The sequence below is a fragment of the Lancefieldella rimae ATCC 49626 genome (genome assembly GCF_000174015.1).
In the GTDB taxonomy this organism is placed as follows: domain Bacteria; phylum Actinomycetota; class Coriobacteriia; order Coriobacteriales; family Atopobiaceae; genus Lancefieldella; species Lancefieldella rimae.
The window spans coordinates 1-21687 of the sequence record NZ_ACFE01000002.1 but is presented as its reverse complement, the minus strand read 5'-3'; the positions used below and the strand labels follow the sequence as shown (position 1 = coordinate 21687).

General features: G+C 47.8%; 21 protein-coding genes. 20 read left to right on the top strand and 1 reads right to left on the bottom strand.

Annotated features, from left to right (window positions below):
- Positions 1–68: 68 nt before the first annotated feature.
- Positions 69–791, top strand: a complete 723-nt coding sequence (locus tag ATORI0001_RS02765) for a LuxR family transcriptional regulator (RefSeq protein WP_003149678.1) — start codon at positions 69–71, stop codon at positions 789–791.
- Complete coding sequence (locus ATORI0001_RS02760) at positions 792–1706, top strand: response regulator (RefSeq protein ID WP_003149010.1); 915 nt, start codon at positions 792–794, stop codon at positions 1704–1706.
- Between the two features lie 5 nt (positions 1707–1711).
- On the opposite strand, the gene hpdA is transcribed toward ATORI0001_RS02760, so the two are convergent.
- On the bottom strand, positions 1712–2704 hold the full coding sequence (gene hpdA / locus ATORI0001_RS02755; protein WP_003149386.1) for a 4-hydroxyphenylacetate decarboxylase activase: 993 nt from the start codon (positions 2702–2704) through the stop codon (positions 1712–1714).
- Positions 2705–2981: 277 nt separating this feature from the next.
- On the opposite strand from hpdA, the gene hpdB reads away from it, so the two are divergent.
- From hpdB to ATORI0001_RS02665, 18 genes are all read left to right on the top strand, one after another.
- Positions 2982–5711, top strand: coding sequence for a 4-hydroxyphenylacetate decarboxylase large subunit (gene hpdB / locus ATORI0001_RS02750; RefSeq protein ID WP_040324494.1), 2730 nt, complete (start codon positions 2982–2984; stop codon positions 5709–5711).
- Between the two features lie 26 nt (positions 5712–5737).
- The gene (gene hpdC, locus ATORI0001_RS02745) at positions 5738–6013 is read left to right on the top strand and encodes a 4-hydroxyphenylacetate decarboxylase small subunit (protein ID WP_003149499.1); all 276 of its coding nucleotides are present in this window, start codon (positions 5738–5740) and stop codon (positions 6011–6013) included.
- Between the two features lie 99 nt (positions 6014–6112).
- On the top strand, positions 6113–7429 hold the full coding sequence (locus ATORI0001_RS02740; RefSeq protein WP_003149095.1) for an MFS transporter: 1317 nt from the start codon (positions 6113–6115) through the stop codon (positions 7427–7429).
- A gap of 61 nt (positions 7430–7490) precedes the next feature.
- On the top strand, positions 7491–8102 hold the full coding sequence (locus ATORI0001_RS02735) for a DUF4125 family protein (RefSeq protein WP_003148937.1): 612 nt from the start codon (positions 7491–7493) through the stop codon (positions 8100–8102).
- Positions 8103–8137: 35 nt separating this feature from the next.
- Complete coding sequence (locus tag ATORI0001_RS02730) at positions 8138–8926, top strand: tetratricopeptide repeat protein (protein ID WP_003149160.1); 789 nt, start codon at positions 8138–8140, stop codon at positions 8924–8926.
- A 340-nt stretch (positions 8927–9266) separates the two neighbouring features.
- A complete protein-coding gene (gene atpB / locus ATORI0001_RS02725; protein WP_003149395.1) occupies positions 9267–10064 on the top strand; it encodes a F0F1 ATP synthase subunit A in 798 nt (265 codons plus the stop codon).
- Between the two features lie 95 nt (positions 10065–10159).
- On the top strand, positions 10160–10354 hold the full coding sequence (atpE, locus tag ATORI0001_RS02720; protein WP_003149591.1) for an ATP synthase F0 subunit C: 195 nt from the start codon (positions 10160–10162) through the stop codon (positions 10352–10354).
- A 36-nt stretch (positions 10355–10390) separates the two neighbouring features.
- Positions 10391–11002, top strand: coding sequence for a F0F1 ATP synthase subunit B (atpF, locus tag ATORI0001_RS02715; protein WP_003149510.1), 612 nt, complete (start codon positions 10391–10393; stop codon positions 11000–11002).
- Positions 10989–11462, top strand: a complete 474-nt coding sequence (locus ATORI0001_RS02710; protein WP_003148934.1) for a F0F1 ATP synthase subunit delta — start codon at positions 10989–10991, stop codon at positions 11460–11462. Before atpF ends, ATORI0001_RS02710 begins: the two co-directional genes overlap by 14 nt.
- Complete coding sequence (gene atpA, locus ATORI0001_RS02705; protein WP_003149166.1) at positions 11462–13138, top strand: F0F1 ATP synthase subunit alpha; 1677 nt, start codon at positions 11462–11464, stop codon at positions 13136–13138. Before ATORI0001_RS02710 ends, atpA begins: the two co-directional genes overlap by 1 nt.
- A gap of 6 nt (positions 13139–13144) precedes the next feature.
- A complete protein-coding gene (gene atpG, locus ATORI0001_RS02700) occupies positions 13145–14059 on the top strand; it encodes an ATP synthase F1 subunit gamma (RefSeq protein WP_003149345.1) in 915 nt (304 codons plus the stop codon).
- Positions 14060–15541, top strand: a complete 1482-nt coding sequence (gene atpD / locus ATORI0001_RS02695) for a F0F1 ATP synthase subunit beta (protein ID WP_003149252.1) — start codon at positions 14060–14062, stop codon at positions 15539–15541.
- A gap of 8 nt (positions 15542–15549) precedes the next feature.
- Complete coding sequence (gene atpC, locus ATORI0001_RS02690; RefSeq protein ID WP_003148995.1) at positions 15550–15987, top strand: ATP synthase F1 subunit epsilon; 438 nt, start codon at positions 15550–15552, stop codon at positions 15985–15987.
- Positions 15988–16013: 26 nt separating this feature from the next.
- Positions 16014–17300: a UDP-N-acetylglucosamine 1-carboxyvinyltransferase gene (murA, locus tag ATORI0001_RS02685; RefSeq protein WP_003149610.1), complete on the top strand. Its 1287-nt coding sequence runs from the start codon at positions 16014–16016 to the stop codon at positions 17298–17300.
- A gap of 5 nt (positions 17301–17305) precedes the next feature.
- Entirely contained in the window at positions 17306–18493 is a 1188-nt protein-coding gene (locus ATORI0001_RS02680; RefSeq protein WP_003148985.1) for an LCP family protein, read from the top strand.
- A gap of 166 nt (positions 18494–18659) precedes the next feature.
- Positions 18660–19088 (top strand): metal-dependent transcriptional regulator, encoded by a 429-nt coding sequence (locus tag ATORI0001_RS02675; protein WP_003149608.1) that lies wholly within the window; start codon positions 18660–18662, stop codon positions 19086–19088.
- A gap of 230 nt (positions 19089–19318) precedes the next feature.
- Positions 19319–20215, top strand: a complete 897-nt coding sequence (locus tag ATORI0001_RS02670; protein WP_003148916.1) for a UTP--glucose-1-phosphate uridylyltransferase — start codon at positions 19319–19321, stop codon at positions 20213–20215.
- Positions 20208–21611: a phosphohexomutase domain-containing protein gene (locus ATORI0001_RS02665; protein ID WP_003149181.1), complete on the top strand. Its 1404-nt coding sequence runs from the start codon at positions 20208–20210 to the stop codon at positions 21609–21611. Before ATORI0001_RS02670 ends, ATORI0001_RS02665 begins: the two co-directional genes overlap by 8 nt.
- The last annotated feature ends 76 nt before the right edge of the window (positions 21612–21687 follow it).

Genomic DNA, 21687 nt, shown 5'->3' with positions numbered 1-21687 from the left:
TAAGATTGGGGGCGGGTGTAGTGATTTCTAATGTGTTGCATAACATACAACCATCAGAATGGGTCCAGATGGTTGGTAGAGGGGCTCTCCAAGACTATCAGGATTGTTTTGCAAGGGATACATGCATCCCCATCCATCTTATTGATCGCAGAGGCAATCCCTTGCTTATTCCTTCAAAAAAGCTATTCTTTTGTGATTTTGTCAAGACAAGTGTTAATCATGATTGCAGTGGGGTTAACCGAATCAATATGGAAAATGTCGTGGCTCACTATGATGAGACTCATAGCTTTGAACCATTAGTGAAGTGCTGCGATTTTGGTATTTCAAGTTTTGTAGCTCCCGTGTATTTTAATGGGAATCTCATGGGATTCTGGCATTGTCCCGGATTTACGTATGCGGATTCGCCTCATGCCAAGCAACTTCACGCTAAGTTCGACTTGCCCATTCTTACCCACAAGGCATTCACTGATGCCCTTTCTATGCTTGTGATTATCTGCCATTTGCTTGATATCCATCTTGATAGTACACCTAGACTTTCTGCGGTTGAACCTGCGTCTGATCAAACCATTTCAAGTCAACTAACTCGTCGTGAGAACGAAGTCGCCTCGTTGGTTTGTTGTGGTATGTCAAACGCCCAGATTGCAAGTAAGCTGTATGTAAGCGAGAAAACTATCAAAACGCATTTAAGCAATATTTTTTCAAAACTTGGCGTTCGCAATCGTGTACAGCTTATCTGTGAGTATTCTTCCGCAATGGATACCGACGGGCATTCAGAACTAGAGGTGATGTAAGTGCGTACCCCGCGTATTTTATTCGTATGTGTTGATCCTGATGCGAGAAACAGCTTTAGACAAGAGCTCTCACATTATGGCTATGATGTTGTTCTTTGCTATCGCGGAGAGGAAGCGCTGAGAATCATAGAGAAGAACACGGTTGATGTACTTGTCTTTTCATTGGAGCTTCAGGATATGAATGGTTTTGAAGCTTGCCGCTTGGTTCGCCTCAAGTATGATTTTCTTGCATATCCCATTGTGATTCATGCCTTGAGAGATTCTGCAGAACTGCGCTTGGCAGCTTTTAGAGCGGGTGCCAATATTTTTACCTTTGAACCTGTAAAGTTTGATCGCCTTCACTATGTTCTTTCGTTGCTGGTCAATGGGCGCCGACGGTATAAAAGGAGTGTTCCTGCCGAGGACTTTTTGAGAATTGCCGATAAAGAGTATTGTGCGTCGAGAGAGATAGATGACTTTATTACTACCGATACAGGAAGTTTACGAAAGTCTGATATCCTCCGATGGGCTGGAATCCTTTCCAAGGAAAGCGGAATTGTGGAGGAGCAGCGAGCTATTGTACATGAAATGATCAACTACACCCTTGACCTAATTGCAACATACGGTTCTATTGCAGAGGTGCTTGAACATCTTAATGAGACGTGGGCTGGAACCAGCATTTGGATTGAGTTCAAAAAGCTTTTTGAATACGGTCACGGAAATTTTCATCTGGATGCCAAGAGTACTCATACCACTGATGGCATTACAGCGCTTATGTTGCTGCTTTGTTCATATTTGCTTTCCGGCCAAACGCCTATGGAAGCTATCTCAGCTTTGTATGAGATTGAGACAATAAACTCTGACGAGGTGGATGTGCTCAATCGCGTTATTACTGCAGATTCCTTTATGAATCGCGTTTTTAACCAAGGTGTATGACAACATTAAAATGGCGTATTGCTTCCTAGGTAGCATTTGATATTTCTATCGAGAAGAACCTTCTGAAGCTTAGCTAACGTATGAGGAGAAGTCGGCTGCTCATTTTTAAATGCGTATTCCATGCTGAGTTCTTCCCATTTTGATACACCGAGACGGTGGAATGGTAAGAGATTGAACTCATCAAGGCCGATTTCGTTCATAAAGTCAGCGACTCTAGAGAAGTTTTCTTCAGAGTCATTGAAACCAGGAATGACAGGAGCGCGAAGGATGAGTCGCGTATGATTCCCAGAGCTTGCGAAGGCACGGATATTATTGAGGATACGTTCATTTCCAACTCCCGTATAGGTACGGTGGAGTTCGGAATCCATGCATTTTAAGTCGTTAAAAGCAAAATCCATATAGCGCATGATGCGTAGATATATAGAGGTATCGGCAAGAGCCTCTGTTTCGATTGCCTTATGGATATACAGTTCATCACAGCGCGCGAGGACCGCTTCAAGGAATTCCGGTTGAAACATGGGATCGCCGCCGGAGAAGGTTACACCTCCGTTTCCTGACCAATAATGACGGTCCCGCTCAAGGATGTACATTATTTCTTCGACGGTATATTCCTTTGAGATTCTCACTAATGCATCGTCAAAGCATGCGTTGATGCACTCAAGTGTTGTACAAGTATGGCAAAGCTCCCAATCAAATTTCATTGGGTGATCGGGATCCTGTGAATTATCATGTACCGCTCCGTGGGGACACGCCTTCATACATCGGGTACAGGGTTTGCTTGCCGTATTGATACACTTTGAACTCATATAAAGCTTGCCTTGACGATTATAAAAACTTTCCGGGTTGCAGCACCAAGAGCAGCGCAAAGGACAGCCTGACATAAAGATGAGGGTTCGGCAGCCAGGCCCATCATGAACGCTGAACGACTGAATATCAAAAATGCGTCCCTTAAGGTCTTTTTTGTCGTGCGCTATGGGAGCAGACAAACTCCTTCTCATATACCCTCCCCAACGATACTTTCTGAAAGATTTAAAAAGCATTATCGGGAAAAGGTTTTTTGGATATGTACAGCAGAAGACCTATCTATTTGCTTATTTCAAAACGGCTATATACGACTTTTAGGACTCGTAGTCTCAAAGTCGTATATCCCTCAGAAAAAGATACAACTTTTTATTAGACATTTCGCCCCATGTCATGCAAAGCATTCTCCCTAAAAATTATCCCAACGGGCAGGCTAAGGGAGTCTGCCACTGATGTTTTAAGGGAGGCTTGGAGATGACAACACTTCAACCGATGAAGCTGAGTGAAGTTCTCGCTGAACGTGGACTTTCTCTTGAAAGTCATGCGAATGGAGAGGCGCCGGCTGAAATCACTGATCGAGAGATCAAAAGGGAGCCAACCCCACGAGCTAACTACCTCCGCGATATCTACTTCGATACGCTCTCTTCGCTGGATATTCAGGAGTCCTATTGGTACTCCCGTGCAGCAGTCGAGCACGAAGGCGAAGTTCCTATCATGCGGCGTGGTTATGCTCTGAAGAGCGTATTTGAACACCTTGATACGCCGATTTGGCCGCATGAGCAGCTTGTAGGAGCAAAAGCGGGATTTTATCGTGGTTCTGCTCCGTTGCCTTGGCTGACGGAGAGTTTCTTTATGGACAAGGACTCTGATTTGTACAAGGCAGCCCTTGATACGGGAGCCGAATCCAGCGCAGAGGTCTCTCACTTTGGAGCGGGTGGCGGTAACGTTACACAGAGTTTCGGAAATGTTGTTTCTGTCGGTGGTAAGTATGGCGTTCGCCTTGAAAACGTTCCTGCGATGCATCGCCTTGCGTATTCTTGGGCCGGTAAATCTGTTGAAGATGTTGCTCGTAAGTACGAGCAAATGGTTCCCGAGTACAAAATCAAAGAGAACATCATGAAGTCCGTTGTTAGTAACTTTGACTCCGGCTTCACCATTCCTCAGGGCCGCGAAGTCATGAATTATTATTTCGTACTTGAACACGGATTTGATGAGCTCATTGATATTTGTAAAAAACGTGCTGGTGAGGTAGCTGGTGAACCCGGTGGTGACGGTATTGCTGGTATGGATAGGCTGTACTATTACACTGCTATGGGCCTATTGGTTCAGGGCCTTTCCAAGTGGTTTGACAATTACGGAAAAGAGGCTGATCGTCTCATTTCGATTACTACTGATGAGGCCGAGATTGCTGAACTGAGGGAAATTTCCGATCGCTTGCATCGGTTAGCACATGAGAAACCAAAGACATTTAAGGATGCTTTCCAAACCATTTATCTTTTGCATTTGGCAGAGCTCAATGAAGACGCAATGTCCGGTCTTTCTCCAGGTCGTATCGGACAGGTCCTTTATCCTTACTTTGAGCAGGATATTGAAAATGGCATTCTTACCGAGGAAGAGGTTGAAGAGTGGCAGGAGCTTTACCGCGTTAAAATGACCTGTATCGATGCTTTTGCTTGCACCGGTGTCGTTGGCGGAGTCCTTTCGGGCAACACGTTTAATAATGTTTGTATCGGTGGTGTTGATCGCGACGGCAAGTCTGCGGCAAACCGGCTTGAGATGATCATGCTCGACGCAGGAATTAATTGCCAAACCACTCAGCCAACGCTCTCACTGCTGTATGACGAGACGAACCCTGAAGAGTTCGTTATGAAATGTATGGAATGCGTCAAGACAGGTGCTGGTTATCCTGCAATTATGAATAACCGCATAGCCATGGAATTTTTGTTAAACCAGTATGCCCACGAGGGGATGACAGTCCAAGAGGCTCGCGCTTGGTCAGTTGGCGGCTGTCTTGAAACTTCTCCTGGTACTTGGATGCCTCTTCATCTAAACGGCAAGCTTTACTGGATTCCTGGCGGATCTGCACAGCCAACCTCAGTTGGTATTCACTTCCTGAACAATCCAAAGATTCTTGAGCTTGCGCTGAATAATGGTTTTGATAAGCGCACGGGACTTCAGGTCTTCCCGCCGCACGATAAATCATTCGAGACGTTTGAAGAGCTGGATGAGCAGTACAAAGCATACTACCAGAAGGCTTGTGAAGTCCTGAATAAGTGCATGAATATCCAGCATGATGTCTGGCGCAAGTTTACCCCGTCCATGGTTAATTCCCTTCTTAAACCGAATTGTCTCGAAAAAGGCCTCGGTATTGCGCATAAGGGCTATCGTTATAACTCAACGTTTAATATTGAGTGTTGTGGAACATGTAATCAGATTAACTCCATGGCGGCTATCAAAAAGCTCGTGTACGAAGACAAGAAGTATACGCTTGAACAGCTCAAGGATGCACTTGATAACAACTTCGGCTACAAAACTTCCAAGGAAGTTGGCTCCGAATCTCTGAAAGATCAAGAAAAGCGTGCGGATGACGACGGTCGCTACGATGAGATTCATGCGGATTGTTTGCGTGCTCCAAAGTATGGCAATGACGATCCATATGTGGATCAGATGCTCTATGACTGGGAGCAATGGTTCTGCAACGATTTACCGGCAACTATTGAGAATCTTTACGGCGAGCCATATTACGTCTGTCAGATGTCTGTATCTACTCACGGCCCCGAGGGTGCAGTTACCGCTGCTACTGCCGATGGACGTCTTCAAGGCACCACTTTTGCTGATGCTTCGATGTCTGCCTATCCAGGTACGGACACCCATGGCCAATATGCACTTTTTGAGTCTGCGACCGGCTGGGATCATTCCATGTCACAGAACAGTCAAATGAATCTCAAGCTTCATCCGAGTGCTGCAAAAGGCATTGAGGGCTCAAGGAAACTGATGGACCTTACTCGTGCATACATGCGTAAGGGCGGCTTCCATATCCAGTACAACATTATTGACTCTCGCATACTTAAAAAGGCACAGGCCAATCCCGAGAATTACCGCACGCTTCTCATTCGTGTTGCAGGATTCACGCAATATTGGGTTGAGATCGGCAAGCCGATTCAGGACGAGGTAATTGCCCGTACTGAGTATGAATCCATCTAACTTCAGGTAATTGAAAGGAGACTCCTATGTGCAAGTATCGCGATTGCGATTTTTATATTCCCATTGACGTTGTAAAGGGTATTGACCACGCTCACGGTGATGTTGTGGTAATGGGCGACGACGAAATTGCTGCTGCTGACTTTGTTCCTGCTCACAAGTGCAAATTTTGCGCACATTACAAAGAAACCGAGAGAAACATGGGGATATGTAGCGGATTTACAACCGAGTATTGGGCGTTTGCCGAAAACGGTGCCCGAAACTGCGAGGCGTTTGAAATGGCAAAGGAACCCATTGAAGCATAACGCACACTGATTTTCCCTCCAAGGACGGCGCCCCGGGAACTCTCGTGGGTTTCCGGGGTGCCTTTATATGTTGTAATGTGTAATGATTGGGGACATCTTATGAAAGATGCTAAATCAACCTCGCGTAAGGTGGTGTTGGCAGCCTTCCTTGCGTGTTTCTGTCTTTTTGGTTTTCGCTCAACATTTTCCATCCTTCAAGTTCCTATGGGTAAAGATCTCGGATGGACCGGATCTCAACTATCTCTCGGCTATTCTCTGATGATGATGGTATATGCGGTAACAGCTTTCTTTGCAGGCAAAATCGTTGATAAGAGCGGTTGTCGACCAGTGTATTTTGCTGGTGCTGTGTTTTGCTGCCTTGGTATGGTAGCCACTTCATTTATTGATAATATCTATCTCTACTTCTTTACCTATGGTGTCTTTGCGGGTATTGGTACCGGCATGCTGTGGGTGTCCTCAACTACCTCATGTCGCAAATGGTTTGTAGGAGATCGCTACTCTACAGCGTGGGGCATCGCTTTTGCCGGAGCTCCTATCGCTCAAGTATTACTTACGCTTTTTATGAAGCCGTTCTTAGCCCAAAATGCGTCTGCATGGCGTACTGTCATGTTAATCATGGGCTTTGTCTTTCTTGCTCTTCTTTCGGTATCAGCACTTGTTGCGCAGCGTAATCCCAACGATCTTGGCCTTGAACCGTTTGGTAAACTTCCACAAAAGAAAGCCGTGAAAGCTCATGACTTTACGGTTGCTGAAGCATTTCATACCCGTGCTATGTGGTGTGATATTTTTGCATTTCTTTTTGCAATGCTCGGCGAATTTCTTATTTGGTCTCAAATCGTTAAATACTGGACGGTAAATCTGAGCATGGATCTGGGTACTGCTTCCAATATGTACATTATTATCGGCGTTTGTGGAATCTTTACGATGCCACTTTTGGGTAAGGTTGCAGATCGTCTTGTAAAATCAAGGGGAAACGAACCGGAGGCGCGCCGAATCGTGCTCATTGCCGGCCCTATTGTCGGCGCTATAGGATGTGTTCTTCTCCTCATGATGAAGGCTGACCAGTTGTGGCTTGGTGCGCTTTGCTGTGTACTGTTTGCTTGTTATTGGGCGGTCGAGCCGGGCGGATGCGCTGGATATGCGGGATCGGTCTTCGGTAATAAGTACTTTGGCAAAGTATGGGGATTTGCTACGCTTATCGTTATGTTTGTGGGACCGGCGACCGGCTCCTTTATGGGTGGTTTTTTGGCTGATGTAACTGGCAACTACACTGCATCCGTTATTTTTGCTCTCTGCGGATTTATTCTTTCTGCGTTAATGGCTTTGCTTCTTCCAAAAGAAGTCAAAGTTCCAACTCTTGATCAAGAGACGCAAGCACATTATCGGGAGCAGCAGACAATTCCTTCCGCACTCTAAGCTTTATCTGTGCGTAGGGGAAAGGGTTTCCCCTACGCCCGTTGTGTGAGGGACGGTACGTATGGCTTCGCTTGACCTTGTTAAAACTATCAGGAATTACGAATACGAGGATTTTTCTTATGCTGTTAAAGAATGGTCTCCTCCTTATATTGGCTGCAATCTGAATTCATTTTTTACACGGATGAGAGAGCCTCAACTTATGACTTGGAGCCTTGAAGTCCTTGAGTCATATTGTGCGGATCTTGAAAGAGCGAAGACATATCACACGTCACTCTTTATTGAGCGCTTTGTATATGTATATGGCTGTTCGAAAGAAGTGAGTCACCGGTACCGTTTTCCGATAAAGTCTTTGGAGTTTAAAAAGTATGTTGACTTTATTGTAAAAATTGCTTTGATTTGGGAAACGCGTGCCAGGATGCAATTTCCGATTTTTACAAAGCGGATGGGACCTCTTATCGTGGAAGAGGATACACAAAGGGATCCGTCGTATGAAGTGCGTCTTCGAGCTGAACTTATGACATATTCTGCTGAAACTCTTCATGCATACTTTGAGTTTGTTGTTCAGTGTTGGGACGTCGGTTTTAATCCAAATGTCCAGACCTATCACGGTGTGGCGCGTGAACTTGGTTTTTCAAGTGCATCTGAAGCTAACCATCTTGGAGTGTCTCTATAGGGCTTTCATTGTCGTGAGAGATTGGAGAGAAAACTGTGGACGGTAAAAATGATGTATTAGTTGAGATTGATAAGATTTTTGGATCGAATGCAGATAATAAAGATACCAATATCGCGATTTCTCTCATTAGACAAAAGCTTCGTGAGATTGCTGGAGAGTATGGTGAGAAGAGCCTAGAATTTGTCAGTGCTCTTAATAGACTAGGAAGTATTGAGAGGGATGCTGGGCTTTTGGATGAGGCGGCCAATGATTTTCTTTGTGCTGCCGAGATTCAGATGAATGCTATACCGATTTTTCAAGAAGAGGATAGCTGTATGGATACTGACCATATAACTTGCCCTCCGGTAAAGGCTGCACCTATAAAGTGTATTGATCCTGAATTGGCAGCTACACTTTGCAATCTTGGGGAAACTTATCGTCTAATGGGTAATTTTTGCCAAGCAGAGTACGCATTCATCATGGCGACTCAAATTTATGATGCTACGGTTGGAATGAAGCATCCTTTATATGCAAGGGTTCTTAGCGATTTTGCTTTGCTTCGTCAAAATCAAGGCCGCTATGACGAGGCCATTGAATTACACGATCGCGTCTGTGCGATTATTGGAACGACGGCGCATGTAGAGCACCGTGCGACCAATCTTTTTAATCGAGCTCTTTGTGAATATTTGCGACGAGGAGATTTTGGTCGTGCTTACTACGACGCCAGAGAAGCTTTAACCCTCTATGTTGTCCATGCGGGCAGTGATTCTTTACAAGCTCGTCGTGCGCGCAAAGTATATGAGCTCATAAATGAAAACTACAAGCAGAATCTTGAGCAGACATAAAGGCAGAGTAATAACCTTATGAGCGAAAGACAAGCGCGAGTCAAAGGTATTGCTTTGCCAAAACATCAAGATTTCTTCATTTGATTTGCTGAATAAAGAGACTTACGTAACCGTCAATTATAAGTGTGAAGATATTGTGAATTTTTGAACGAAGTTTAAAAATTAGTTTATTTCATTGGAAGCCAGCTATCTAGTAGTGCTAACATCGCCCGATGTCGCATAATTGCTATATAAAAAGGCATATGTGGTATACGATATAACGCACAGGAGAAACATTATGTGTGGTATGTACGAGTATCACAAGGGTCTCAGAGCCATTGTGTTGGGAAGGAAGAGATAAGTGAATCCGCTATCTCAGTTGCCGGGAAAGATGGATGAGCTGCTTGACAGCTTTATGACACATCCTATTTTTGGCAATACGACATTTGGTTTTACCAATTACATCTTTTGGATGTGCGTAGCGCTTGCATTGCTACTCATTGTCATTTTTGTCTTTGCAAAAAAGCAAAAGAAGTCTTTGGTTCCACAAGGTATTTTTGTCAACTCCATTGAATATCTTGTAGAGTTTATTCGTGACGATATGGTCAAGGGACTTCTAGGTGATACCTGGAAGAAACACTTCCCGTTTCTTGCAGCTCTTTTTCTTTTTATCCTTGCAAACAACATTGTCGGCATTATCCCGGGTTGCCATCCCGGTACCGGCACCATCGGAGTAACTGCAGCGTTAGCTCTTTGCTCGTTTGTGTACTTTATTGCCGTGGGTGTAAAGCGTATGGGCCCGATTGGATACCTTAAGAGTCTTGCACCGGAAGGTGTTAATCCTGCCATGGGTGCCATGGTGTGGCTGATTGAGCTCTTCTCAACGTTTCTTCGCCTTATTACCCTTGCAGTCCGACTGTTCTGCAATATGCTTGCGGGTCACGTTGTTATGGGAGTTTTTGCAATACTTACGTCCCTCTTCTTTACCCCTCTTTTGCAGGGAGTTTCGCTGGCCGTGTTGGGTCAGGCAGGAGCATCTGTATTTTGGCTCCTGATACTCATTGTGATTTATGCCGTTGAGCTTCTCGTTGGTGTTATTCAGGCATATGTCTTTACATTGCTTTCATCGGTCTACATTCAGCTGGTAGAAAATGAATAGTAACGTGTTGGTTGATTAGAGTGGTTTTAAGCGGGTATATCCGCCTGAAATATGCAGCGTTTAAATCACCTTCGGGTGAGTAAAAAGGAGGAATTGTGGGCGTTATCGGTTACGGTCTTGGTGTTTTGGGTGCCGGCGTAGGTATTGGGCTTGCTGCCTACGGCGCAACTTCGGGAATGGCTCGTCAGCCTGAGATGCAGGGTCGTCTTTTTACAGTCTTTATCTTGGGATCTGCATTCGTCGAGGCTCTGGCATTGATCGGCTTCGTTGCAACGCTGATTGCTCAGTAAGCCTATCGAATGAGATTACGTACGTTGGAGGAACGCATGAACACGATACGAAAGGGAGTGAAGACTGCCGCAGTTGCCGGAGTGGCCGCTGTAACATTCATGACACTTGCTCCCTCTGTCGCGCTTGCTGAGTCGCCGAGTGGGGCTGATCTTCTTCTCCCTAAGCCGGCTGAATTTATTCCTGCGCTTATCGCGTTTTTGATTATTTGGTTTGTTCTTGGTAAGTTTGCATGGCCTTCCATCCTTAAAATGATGGAAAGCCGCCAGGAAAAAATCCAGGAAGATCTTGACGCGGCAGAGAATTCGCATATTAAAGCGGCAGAAGATCAAAAGGCTGCCGCTGCTAGCATTGATGAGGCTCGTCGCAAAGCAGATGAGATTGTATCTGCCGCTAAGCGTGAGGGTGAAGAAGAACGTGCTCATATTATTGAGCAGGCAAAAAAAGAGGCGTCAGACATTATTGCTAAGGGTCACAGCGCCGTTGATTCAGAGAGGCGCCGGTGTCTCACGGATCTTTCCAGCTCTGTTGTGGATCTTTCGGTTGAGATTGCCGGAAAGATTATTGGCAATGAACTTGATGAAGCCCAGCAGCGCCGTCTTGCGGAGAAGTATCTTGCGGAAGTAGGTAAGCCTGATGAGCGCAAATAAGCGTGAACAGGAAAAGCGGCTTGAGGGCTATACACGGGCGCTTATAGAAGCTGCTCGCGCTGAAGGTCGTCTCAATGCCGATCTCATACAGTGGCAACATGCGCGTAAGTTTTCCCCTGAAGTACTTGAGACGCTTGGCGCAATGCAGGCAAATGAAGACTTTGGTTTGATTGAGGATGTCGCCGACCAGTTCAAAGAGCTTCTCGATGCTGAAGACACCACCATTACGGTGGTTGTAACAACGACAGTGCCTCTTGACGATAAACTTCGTTCAAAGATAAAAGACACGCTCGGCTTGCAGTTTGGCGCTTCAATTTATCTTGTTGAGAGGGTGGATCCTTCCATTCTTGGTGGCATTGTGGTTGAGACACGTGGGCATCGCTATGATGCCTCTGTTCGAGCCCAGCTTACCTATATCAAAAACAAGCTCTCATTAAATACCGTTGAAAGCGAAATGTAATGACTGAAGAAAAGACCACAATTGAGGAAGGGACACTGAACTCAGACTCTATTATCGAGCTTCTGCGTAAGCGTCTCTCTGAGGTCAATTCTATGGTTGATCAGCAAGAGGTTTCCGTCGTAACTGAGGTTGCAGACGGCATTGCTCGTGTTGCTGGTCTTCGAACCGCCATGGCCGGTGAGTTGCTGCAATTTACCAGCTCTTCGACAGGTCACACGGTATATGGCCTCGCACAAAACTTGGATGAGACCGAAGTCGGCGCCGTTTTGTTTGGTGACGTCTCTGACATTAGAGAAGGAGACGAATGTCGTACAACCGGCCATGTCATGGACATTCCCGTTGACCACGACATGCTCGGGCGCGTTGTTAACTCCCTCGGTCAGCCTATTGACGGACTGGGTCCTATCCACACGACACATCGCCGTCCCGTTGAGTTTAAGGCTCCTGGCATTATGGAGCGCCAGCCGGTAAATCAGCCCGTTCAAACGGGTCTTCTCGCGATTGATGCAATGGTTCCTATCGGGCGCGGTCAGCGAGAGCTGATCATTGGTGACCGCAAAACGGGAAAAACCGCCATCGCGATTGACGCCATTGTCAATCAGGCAAAGACCGATATGGTTTGTATTTACGTAGCTATCGGCCAGAAGGCATCTACGGTTGCGGCAATCAAGGAATCCCTTGCACGCCATGGAGTTTTGAATAAGACCGTTATCGTTGCAGCTACCGCAGCAGATTCGGCCCCTATGCAGTATATTGCTCCGATGGCCGGCGCTGCCATTGGAGAGTACTTTATGTATAACGACAAGGAAGGCAACCCCGCGGATGAGAAGCATCCCGGAGGACACGTTCTTGTCGTCTACGACGATCTTTCCAAGCAGGCGGTGGCGTACCGTCAGATGTCGTTGACACTTCACCGTCCACCAGGACGTGAGGCATATCCTGGCGACATCTTCTATCTGCACTCTCGTCTTTTGGAGCGTGCGTGTAAGCTCTCCGATGCCAACGGTGCCGGTTCTCTTACCGCACTCCCCATCATTGAGACACAGGAAGGCGACGTTTCGGCATACATTCCGACCAACGTTATTTCCATTACGGACGGCCAGATTTATCTGCAATCCAATCTCTTCTTCCAGGGACAACGTCCTGCAGTCGATGTTGGTATTTCCGTCTCTCGCGTTGGCGGAGATGCACAGATTAAAGCAATGAAGCAGGTTGCCGGTACGCTTCGTCTGGATCTTGCAAGCTATCGTGAGAAACAGGCGTTCTCTCAGTTTGGCTCCGATTTGGACGCAACGACGCAGTACCAGCTTAATCATGGTGCCCATACGATGGAGCTCCTGAAACAGCAACGCTATTCAGCTCTTGACGTGCGCGATCAGGTTATTGCCATCTTTGCAGCCAAAGAAGACTTCCTTGATGACATTGATCTCGATCACGTGGGCGCATTTCGTGATGATCTTGCGGTCTATATGGCTGAGCGTCATCCAAAGCTCCGTAACAGCATCATGGACGGAAAGATTTCCGATAAGGCAGCGGATCGTCTGCGTTTGCACATCAAGCATTTCAAGGAGAAGTTCCTTGACGAACATCCCAATAAGGTTGTGGAAGACGTGCTTGCCAACGCAGAAAACCCGAGTGACCTTACGGCAGATCAGCAAGGTTCCAAGCAGGAGTAATGAGGAATGGCTAACCTTCACGAAATACAAAGGCGTATGAGCTCTATTAAGAGCACCATGCAGATTACGCGTACGATGTCGATGATTTCGACTGCGCGTGTCCGCAGAGCGCTTGATAGAGCTGAAGAAGCCATGCCGTATAAAGAAGCCATTACGCGTATGTTGGCAAATGTTGCAAGTGCAGGATTTGATTCCACACAGCCGCTGCTGAATACGCATACTGAGGTTAAGCATGTTTTGTACCTCGTGGTGGCATCCGATCGCGGGCTTGCCGGAGGTTTTAATATCTTGCTTGAGCGTCAAACCGAGCGTGATATGGAAAAGCTGAAGGCAAAAGGTATTTCATCTTCGGTTATTACCTGCGGGCGCAAGCCAACCGAGTACTTTGCGTTTCGTAACATCAACCCCGTGATGTCATTCGTAGGCATTTCTTCTGAACCAACGCCTGATGAAGCCGATCGTATTGCGTCATACATTATGGACGGGTATGCGGCAGGGCGTATTGATCGAGTTATTATTCGTTACTGGCATGCCAAGAATCGTGTCGATCAGATGCAGGTATCGGAACAGCTTCTTCCGGTTTCTGAAGAAGAACTGACCATGCCAAACAGGCCTCGTGACAATGAAGCTCTTTCGTCAGTCGAGCGCATTGCACATCCCAGCTATCTGTTTACCCCTTCTGCGGGAGAAGTGCTTTCTTATTTGATGCCCGCCTATATACGGACGGTCATTTATCACGCGCTTCTCGATTCTGCGGCAGCCGAGCATGGTGCACGCCGACGGGCCATGCAGTCTGCAACGGATAATGCAGAAGGAGTTTTGAGTTCACTGAGCCGGACCTATAATCGTGAACGCCAGGGCGCAATCACCACTGAGCTTAACGAGATTATCGGTGGTGCTGCAGCATTGGAGGATAAGTAAATGTCAGAAAAACAGACCGCGAGTTCTGCTCTCGAGGAAGCCTTCCTTAACAAGCACACGCGCCGCGTAAAGGACGGTGTTATTGTCCGCGTGGTTGGACCTGTTGTTGACGTGAAGTTTGAGGGCGACGTTCCAAGCATCTACAACGCGCTCAAAGTCGAAGACGATACGCCGGTCGGTCATGTGAGCACGGTTCTTGAAGTTGAGTCGCAGCTTCCTGGCGGTGTCGTGCGTACCGTTGCCATGTCGTCAACCGATGGCCTCCAGCGCAACCTTCGTGTCGTTGATACCGGCGAGTCCATGATGATGCCGGTGGGTTCTTCGACACTTGGCCGCGTTTGGAATGTTATGGGTCAGCCGGTAGACGGTAAACCCATTCCTGATGATGTGGAGTATTACCCCATCCACCATCCGGCACCGGCGTTTGAGGAACTTACCACACAGACCGAGGTTTTTGAAACGGGCATCAAAGCCATTGACCTTTTGGAGCCATACGTTCGTGGTGGCAAGACGGGACTTTTTGGTGGCGCAGGTGTCGGCAAAACCGTTCTTATTCAGGAGCTCATTAACAACCTTGCCCAGCAGCATGGTGGAACTTCAGTCTTTACCGGTGTTGGCGAGCGTACTCGTGAGGGTACTGACCTCTATCTTGAGATGACCGAATCGGGAGTTATTGAGAAGACTTGCCTCGTGTACGGTCAGATGAACGAACCACCTGGAGCTCGTATGCGTGTTGCTCTGGCGGGTTTGACCACCGCTGAGTACTTCCGTGATCAGGGCCAGGACGTTCTTCTCTTTATCGACAATATTTTCCGCTTCTCTCAGGCGGGTTCCGAGGTCTCGGCTCTTCTCGGCCGTATGCCTTCGGCCGTTGGCTATCAGCCAACCCTTGCTACCGAGATGGGTGAACTCCAGGAGCGCATCACCTCTACAAAAGAGGGATCCATTACGTCCGTACAGGCAGTCTACGTTCCTGCAGACGACCTTACTGACCCTGCTCCGGCAACAACCTTTACGCACTTGGATGCAACAACCGTTCTTTCCCGTTCCATTACTGAGCTGGGAATTTATCCGGCAGTTGATCCTCTTGCAAGTTCAAGCTCCGCGCTTGATCCTTCGATTGTGGGCGAAGAGCACTATCGCGTTGCCATGGCAGTCCAGGAGACCCTGCAGGAGTACTCGGATCTTCAGGACATCATCGCAATTTTGGGTATGGATGAGCTTTCGGAAGAGCAGCAAAAGACCGTTGCGCGTGCCCGTAAGATTCAGCAGTTCCTTTCTCAGTCGTTCCATGTAGCGGAGAAGTTTACGGGCAATCCCGGTACGTATTGTACAGTCGAGCAGACCGTCCGCTCCTTTGCTGAGATTATTGACGGCAAATGCGATGACCTGCCGGAACAGGCCTTCCGTTTTGCGGGCACCATTGATGATGTACGTGCTCGTGCGGCAGAGATGGCTGCTTCTGACGGCTCTCAAAACTAAGGGTTATCATGGCTGAGTTGACTTGTCAGTTTGTGCGACCTGATCGCCTGTTGTATGAGGGAAATGTTGCAAGCCTCATCCTTGCAACCATTGATGGCGAGCTGGGTGTTTGGCCCGGCCATGAGCCTGAGATCGTTGCACTCGGCGATGGGGTTGTACGCCTTAGCATCAATCAGCCCAACGGTGAGGTGTCCATACAAAAGGTTGTCATCTCGGGTGGATATGCTGAGATCGATCCTTCCGGTGTCATTATTCTTGCCGACCATGCTCGGCGCTCGGATGATATCGATGTGGACGTGGTCCGTGAAACACGTGATGCGGCTATTGATAAAATGAACGATTTTGACGAGAAGGACAATCGACGTACCTACTATGAGAACAAGATTAAGTGGTGTAATCTTCTTTTAAAGCAAGTTCTTGAAGATTCAGGACGCACTGCTAAGTAGGATTGTGTCGGCGCATTCGGAGGCTTATGGACGTCATACAGATTGAGGGCGGTCATACTGTTACGGGACAAGTAACGGTTGAGGGCGCAAAGAATTCTGCCTTGAAACTTATGGCGGCAACGATTATGGCGCCTGGGGTAACGACGCTTACCAATGTTCCGGATATTGCTGACGTGCACGTAATGGGTAAGGTTCTAAAGACCCTCGGCGCTCGCATTGAAGTTGTTGATAAGCATACGTTAAAAATTGATACCGCAGATATCAATAGCTGGGAGACACCCTACAGTCTTGTGGCTCAAATGCGAGCTTCGACTGCCGTGTTGGGGCCACTGATTTCACGCTTTGGCAAAGCTATCGTAGCCATGCCGGGTGGCTGCAATATTGGTGCCCGCAAGATTGATATGCACATTCTCGGCCTTGAAGCCTTAGGGGTTACCTTTAAAGTCGCGCACGGAAACATTCATGCTTCTGCACCAAACGGTATTGTGGGCGAGACGGTTTCTCTCGCCTTCGCCTCAGTGGGAGCCACGGAAAACTTGATGATGGCATCCGTTTTTGCAAAAGGTACAACGGTTATCGATAATGCAGCGCGTGAGCCTGAGATTGTTGATCTTGCTAACCTCTTAAACGAGATGGGTGCCCATATTATCGGGGCCGGAACTCCCGTGATCGAAATCCATGGGGTTACGGAGCTGCATCCCTGTGAGCATGCAGTTGTGGGAGATCGCATTGAGGCGGGAACATTTCTCGCCATTGGCGCTCTTATCGGAGACCCCATACGGGTTAATGGATTTGATCCCAAACACCTAGGCTTGGTGCTCAAAAAGTACGAGCAGATGGGCATTAACATTGAATACGGTTCTCGGTGGGCATGTGCTTCTCGTCAAAAACCGCTGAAAGCCATTGATATACAAACGCTTCCATTCCCGGGCTTTCCTACCGATATGCAGGCGCAGACCATGGCACTCCTTGCACTTTCAGAGGGAAGTTGCATCATTACGGAAAACGTGTTTGAGAGCCGCTTTATGCTTGCCTCCGAGCTGCAGCGTATGGGAGCCGATATCACTATCGAAGGCCATCATGCCATTGTTCGTGGTGTTGATGGATTTGAAGGAACGCAGGTAAAGTCGCCGGATCTTCGCGGCGGTGCGGCACTTGTGATGGCGGGTCTTGTGGCCGAAGGTGAGACAACAGTTTCCGCCATCCATCACATTGACCGAGGCTATGAAGGCTTTGTCGAGAAACTCGTCTCACTTGGTGCGCATGCAAAACGTACAACGGTTCCTGATGAAGAAGATCTCTTCGGAGAGTAGGCTCTATGAGCTCACGAGCTGATAAAACTCCCAAAAAGAATGCCGCTGAAGTACGCGGCGTATCCCGATTCAGCCGGGTATCAGCAGGTGATTATCAGCAGAGGCGTAAAAAAACCGCGCGAAGGAGCATTGCAAAGAGAGCTCTCCTGACAACACTACTCTCGATAGTGGTTATGACGGTTGTTGCAGCAGTACTATGGACGGTAAGCATCCAGATCCGCCTCAACAACCCACGGGTTATTAACGATGATCTCCGGAGTTCCCTCAAAGAGCAGTCTGTTAATTCAGATCCATACTATGTTTTGTTGTTGGGAACCGACGGTCGTCCTGGAGAGACGGAATATCGAGCGGATTCGATTATCCTTGCGCGCGTTGATCCTGTTCAAAAACGAGTGACGCTTCTTTCTATTCCGCGTGATACCTATGTTACGTGGAAGGGCTCACAAATGAAGATCAATGCGGTGCATTTTTATGATGGTGCTGCAGGTATGGTGCAGATTGTCAATGAACTCTGTGGAGTCAAAATTTCTCATTATGCTGAGGTTAATTTTGATGGTCTAGCGGGCATTACAAACGCAGTTGGTGGCGTGACCGTTGATGTTGACCAGTATATGCGCGATACCGAGAATTTCAGTGGAGTCACTGAACTCTATGCGGGAAGACAAACACTAAATGGTGAGCAGGCACTTTTCTATACAAGATGTCGGTACGCATTTGTAGACAGTGACTATACCCGCATGCGCCACCAGCGGACATTCATTAAAGCGCTCCTATCTCAGATTCTTTCTTCGGGAGACCCGGTGAAAATTGCATCTATTATCAACTCTGTTGCCGATATGGTAGTGACCGATCTTTCTGTATCAGATGCAATCTCGCTGGCCTCACAGATGGTTGGTCTCAATGCGGAGTCCGGCATTTATACCGCGTATGTCCCATCAACACCTGAAACGATAGGCGATCAATCTTACGTGATAGCTGACGATGATGCGTTGGCAGAGATGATGAAGCTGATCGATCAAGGAAAAGATCCCTCAAAGCTTAACGATAAGACTGATGCTGAAGCTGACAAAGAGGCTAAGGAAGGAGGATCTTCGTCTGAAGAAGAGACTCAAAAGACCCATTCTGAACGTTCGACTTCCACAGAGCATACCGATAATCCTGTTACCGTAAACAGCGAAGATATCCTTCAGTAGAGTTTTGCGTGCGTAAGACTTTTGCGTACGTGGGGTTGTCGAAAGTGTAAGGTTCTTGAGTGGTATCCGCAGTGGCTTGAGCAAATTTTCCCTAATTTGGGTATGATGGTCAAAGAGCGGGTTTCAAATTTCCTTTGATATATCGAGCATGTTGTTGGAGGACGGTATGGCTAATGACACAATACTTCCTGATCACACCCTAAGTAAAGCGGGGGAAGATTACCTGGAGGCAATCTATCGCATTTCGCTAGACCAGCCTGAAAATGACAGAAGTGTCCGTTCGGTCGATATCGCTGAGTCGCTGGATGTGTCCAAAGCAAGCGTAAATAAGGCTCTTTCTCTCCTTAAAGAACAGGGTATGGTTGAGCAGAGTCGTTACGGGCGCGTAACGCTGACTTCAGATGGAGAAGAAACCGCACGTCAAGTATGGCGGGCGCATCGTGCTTTAAGAACGTTTCTTGAATATGATTTGCACGTTGACAAGGACACAGCTGATAGGGAAGCGTGCCTTATGGAGCACACGCTTTCTTTGGGTACAATGACAAAGCTTATTGCATTTCTTGAGAATCGTGGGATCACCATCGACGAGAAGTAATATCCATAGGAGCAATGCCTACCTAAGAAAGGTAATGTTTTGCGGTCTGTTTGGTAGCCCTTGGTTACCTGCTATTTTTTACGGTGAGATGTATATTTTAGAGGCGATATTGCGTAGAGCGGCTAAATCAGACCGTTGGCGATTTGCTGAGGCCTCACTGTGACTGAAGCGGGAAATTTGGGGTATGGTGTTGGCGTAGTCTGATATGTGAGTCATTGGGAAGGGATACAATGAAGGCAATCATTCCAGCAGCAGGACTCGGTACACGCTTCCTGCCTGCAACTAAGTCAATGCCTAAGGAACTTCTCCCCGTTCTTGATAAGCCCGTCATTCAATATGTTGTTGAAGAAGCGCTTGAACCAGCTGATGTTGATGGCGTTATCATTGTAAACTCGCGAGAAAAACCACAGATAGAGCACTATTTTTCTGTCGATACAAACCTTGAGGATACCCTTGTAGCGTGTGGTAAGGATGGCCTTGCAAAAAAAGTGCATGAAGCCTCGGTGCTTCCGGTGTCTTTTGTCTATCAAGATAATCCACGTGGCCTTGGACATGCCGTGTTGTGTGCTTCCGAGGGAGTCGGTGATGAGCCGTTTTTTGTTCTCTTAGGTGATTATTTTGTCCCCGATCGACAAATGTGTATTCGTATGGCCGAGGTCTCTCAAGCACACGGCGGTGCATCCGTTATTGCGGTTGCTCCGGTTCCCGCAGATCAGACCTATCGTTACGGCATCATTGCTGGAGATTGCATCAATACAGCCGAGGTTGGCGGGGATGAAGAAGAGGGAGCTGTGTGGCGTGTTACCGGCCTTGTTGAGAAGCCAAAGCCTGAAGATGCACCATCACACCTGTTTATCGTAGGCAGATATCTTCTTTCTCCAAAAATCATGGATCTTCTCGCCACGCAAGGACCGGGCGCAGGAAACGAAATCCAGCTCACCGATGCTATGGAGCGCTTGCTTGCTGAAGAAGAGATGTATGCGCTGGTAATCGATCCCCTTGAAGGCTGCGATACCGGAACCCCTGTTGCATGGGCAGCCACCAATGCCCGTATGGCATTGTCCGACGCAACTCAGGTAGAGGCCTTTAAGGAGGCGCTCGGCAAAGCCGCTGAGAATCTTGGATAAAAACACTGACATACTCCGTTTTTCCAGCGATGGTTGGCAAGCTCGCTATGATAAGGGCTTTACTCAAGAAAACGTTATTAGATTAAGTGACGCTCTTGGTCGTGTATGGGCTGATGAACAACCAGGTGCCACGGTTATCGTGGGATATGATACGCGAGTCAATTCTTCTGAGTACGCAAAGCTTGTAGCGCAAGTTCTTGCAGCACATGGGCTTGAGGTAAAACTATCCGATCGTTTTTGTCCGACGCCGGCAGTTGGTTTTGCCTGTGCGGCTTCAGACGATGCCGTGGGCGGTGTCATCGTTACCGCAACGGAGCTCTCGTGTGAGTATAACGGCATTATTGTGCGCGATTATAATGGCGGCCCCATTGATCGCAACATTTTGGAAGTTGTTGAGCAGCAAATCCCGCTTGTACCTACAAAGGACAGAGGATCGTATCAAAGTATTGATTTGATGACTCCCTATCTTGATGCGCTTTTTGCGGATATTGATAGCCAGGCTATAGGTGAAGCCCATCTGCGCGTGGTTGTTGATCCCATGTACGGAGCAGCTTCTGGCTATTTCGCGGAGCTTTTGCGCAGACTCGGATGCAGCGTCAAGGAGATTCATGCTGGGCCGCAGAATGATTTTGGGGGCATCCACCCACAGCCTGCCGATCCGTGGGCGGATGAGTGTTCAAATGTAGTGCAAGAAGTCGGCGCGGATCTTGGTATTTTGTTTGATGGTGACGGCGACAGAGCCGCTATTGTCGATTCATCAGGACATCTTTTAACTCCACATGAGTTTGTTCCTCTTATGATCAAGCATCTTGTAGCATTTCGTGGCGAGACGGGCCGTGTAGTTTCTACTATTACCTGCTCCGCAAGTATTTCTCGACAGGCAGAGCGCTGGGGACTTGAGACGGTGTCTGTTCCGGTTGGGTTTGCGCGAATCTACAGTGAGATTGAAGCTGGGAACGTTTTGCTTGCCGCTGAGGAATACGGAGGGCTTTGCTTTCCTCAGCATCTTTTGGAGCGTGACGGGCTTCTTGCCGGTCTATATATGGTTGAGCTTGCGGCAAAAAGTGGGCGGAGTATTGCCGAGCTTGTGGCGGAAGATACGGCAGAGCTTGGTCGCATGTGCTATATGAGACGGGGTGTTCGTCTTGACTCCGCGGCTACGCAGGCGTTTCGCAATATTCTTCCAGGGCTTAATCCCGTTGACGTCGCAGGATCTACTCCTGTTTCAGTGAGCCATGCAGACGGATTGCGCTTGCAGTTTGCGGATGACTCATGGGTTTTGATACGTCCGTCAAGAACGGATGCTCTTGTGCGCGTATATGCGGAGGCGCCGACGGAAACACAACGTGACAAGTTTTTAGACGCCGCTTGTGAGATTGTGCGCAACGAAGCGTAAACACCCAACCCACCCAAACTCCACCCAACACACCCTCTCAAAACCCCTCCACCCACCCCTCAAAACCTACCCAATG

Bases quoted from the DNA above. Each gene is read 5' to 3' on its own strand.
- ATORI0001_RS02765 (WP_003149678.1), top strand. From the start codon at position 69: ATGGTTGGTAGAGGGGCTCTCCAAGACTATCAGGATTGTTTTGCAAGG.
- hpdA (WP_003149386.1), bottom strand. From the start codon at position 2,704: ATGAGAAGGAGTTTGTCTGCTCCCATAGCGCACGACAAAAAAGACCTT.
- hpdB (WP_040324494.1), top strand. From the start codon at position 2,982: ATGACAACACTTCAACCGATGAAGCTGAGTGAAGTTCTCGCTGAACGT.
- hpdC (WP_003149499.1), top strand. From the start codon at position 5,738: ATGTGCAAGTATCGCGATTGCGATTTTTATATTCCCATTGACGTTGTA.
- ATORI0001_RS02740 (WP_003149095.1), top strand. From the start codon at position 6,113: ATGAAAGATGCTAAATCAACCTCGCGTAAGGTGGTGTTGGCAGCCTTC.
- ATORI0001_RS02735 (WP_003148937.1), top strand. From the start codon at position 7,491: ATGGCTTCGCTTGACCTTGTTAAAACTATCAGGAATTACGAATACGAG.
- atpF (WP_003149510.1), top strand. From the start codon at position 10,391: ATGAACACGATACGAAAGGGAGTGAAGACTGCCGCAGTTGCCGGAGTG.
- ATORI0001_RS02710 (WP_003148934.1), top strand. From the start codon at position 10,989: ATGAGCGCAAATAAGCGTGAACAGGAAAAGCGGCTTGAGGGCTATACA.
- atpA (WP_003149166.1), top strand. From the start codon at position 11,462: ATGACTGAAGAAAAGACCACAATTGAGGAAGGGACACTGAACTCAGAC.
- atpG (WP_003149345.1), top strand. From the start codon at position 13,145: ATGGCTAACCTTCACGAAATACAAAGGCGTATGAGCTCTATTAAGAGC.
- atpD (WP_003149252.1), top strand. From the start codon at position 14,060: ATGTCAGAAAAACAGACCGCGAGTTCTGCTCTCGAGGAAGCCTTCCTT.
- atpC (WP_003148995.1), top strand. From the start codon at position 15,550: ATGGCTGAGTTGACTTGTCAGTTTGTGCGACCTGATCGCCTGTTGTAT.
- murA (WP_003149610.1), top strand. From the start codon at position 16,014: ATGGACGTCATACAGATTGAGGGCGGTCATACTGTTACGGGACAAGTA.
- ATORI0001_RS02680 (WP_003148985.1), top strand. From the start codon at position 17,306: ATGAGCTCACGAGCTGATAAAACTCCCAAAAAGAATGCCGCTGAAGTA.
- ATORI0001_RS02675 (WP_003149608.1), top strand. From the start codon at position 18,660: ATGGCTAATGACACAATACTTCCTGATCACACCCTAAGTAAAGCGGGG.
- ATORI0001_RS02670 (WP_003148916.1), top strand. From the start codon at position 19,319: ATGAAGGCAATCATTCCAGCAGCAGGACTCGGTACACGCTTCCTGCCT.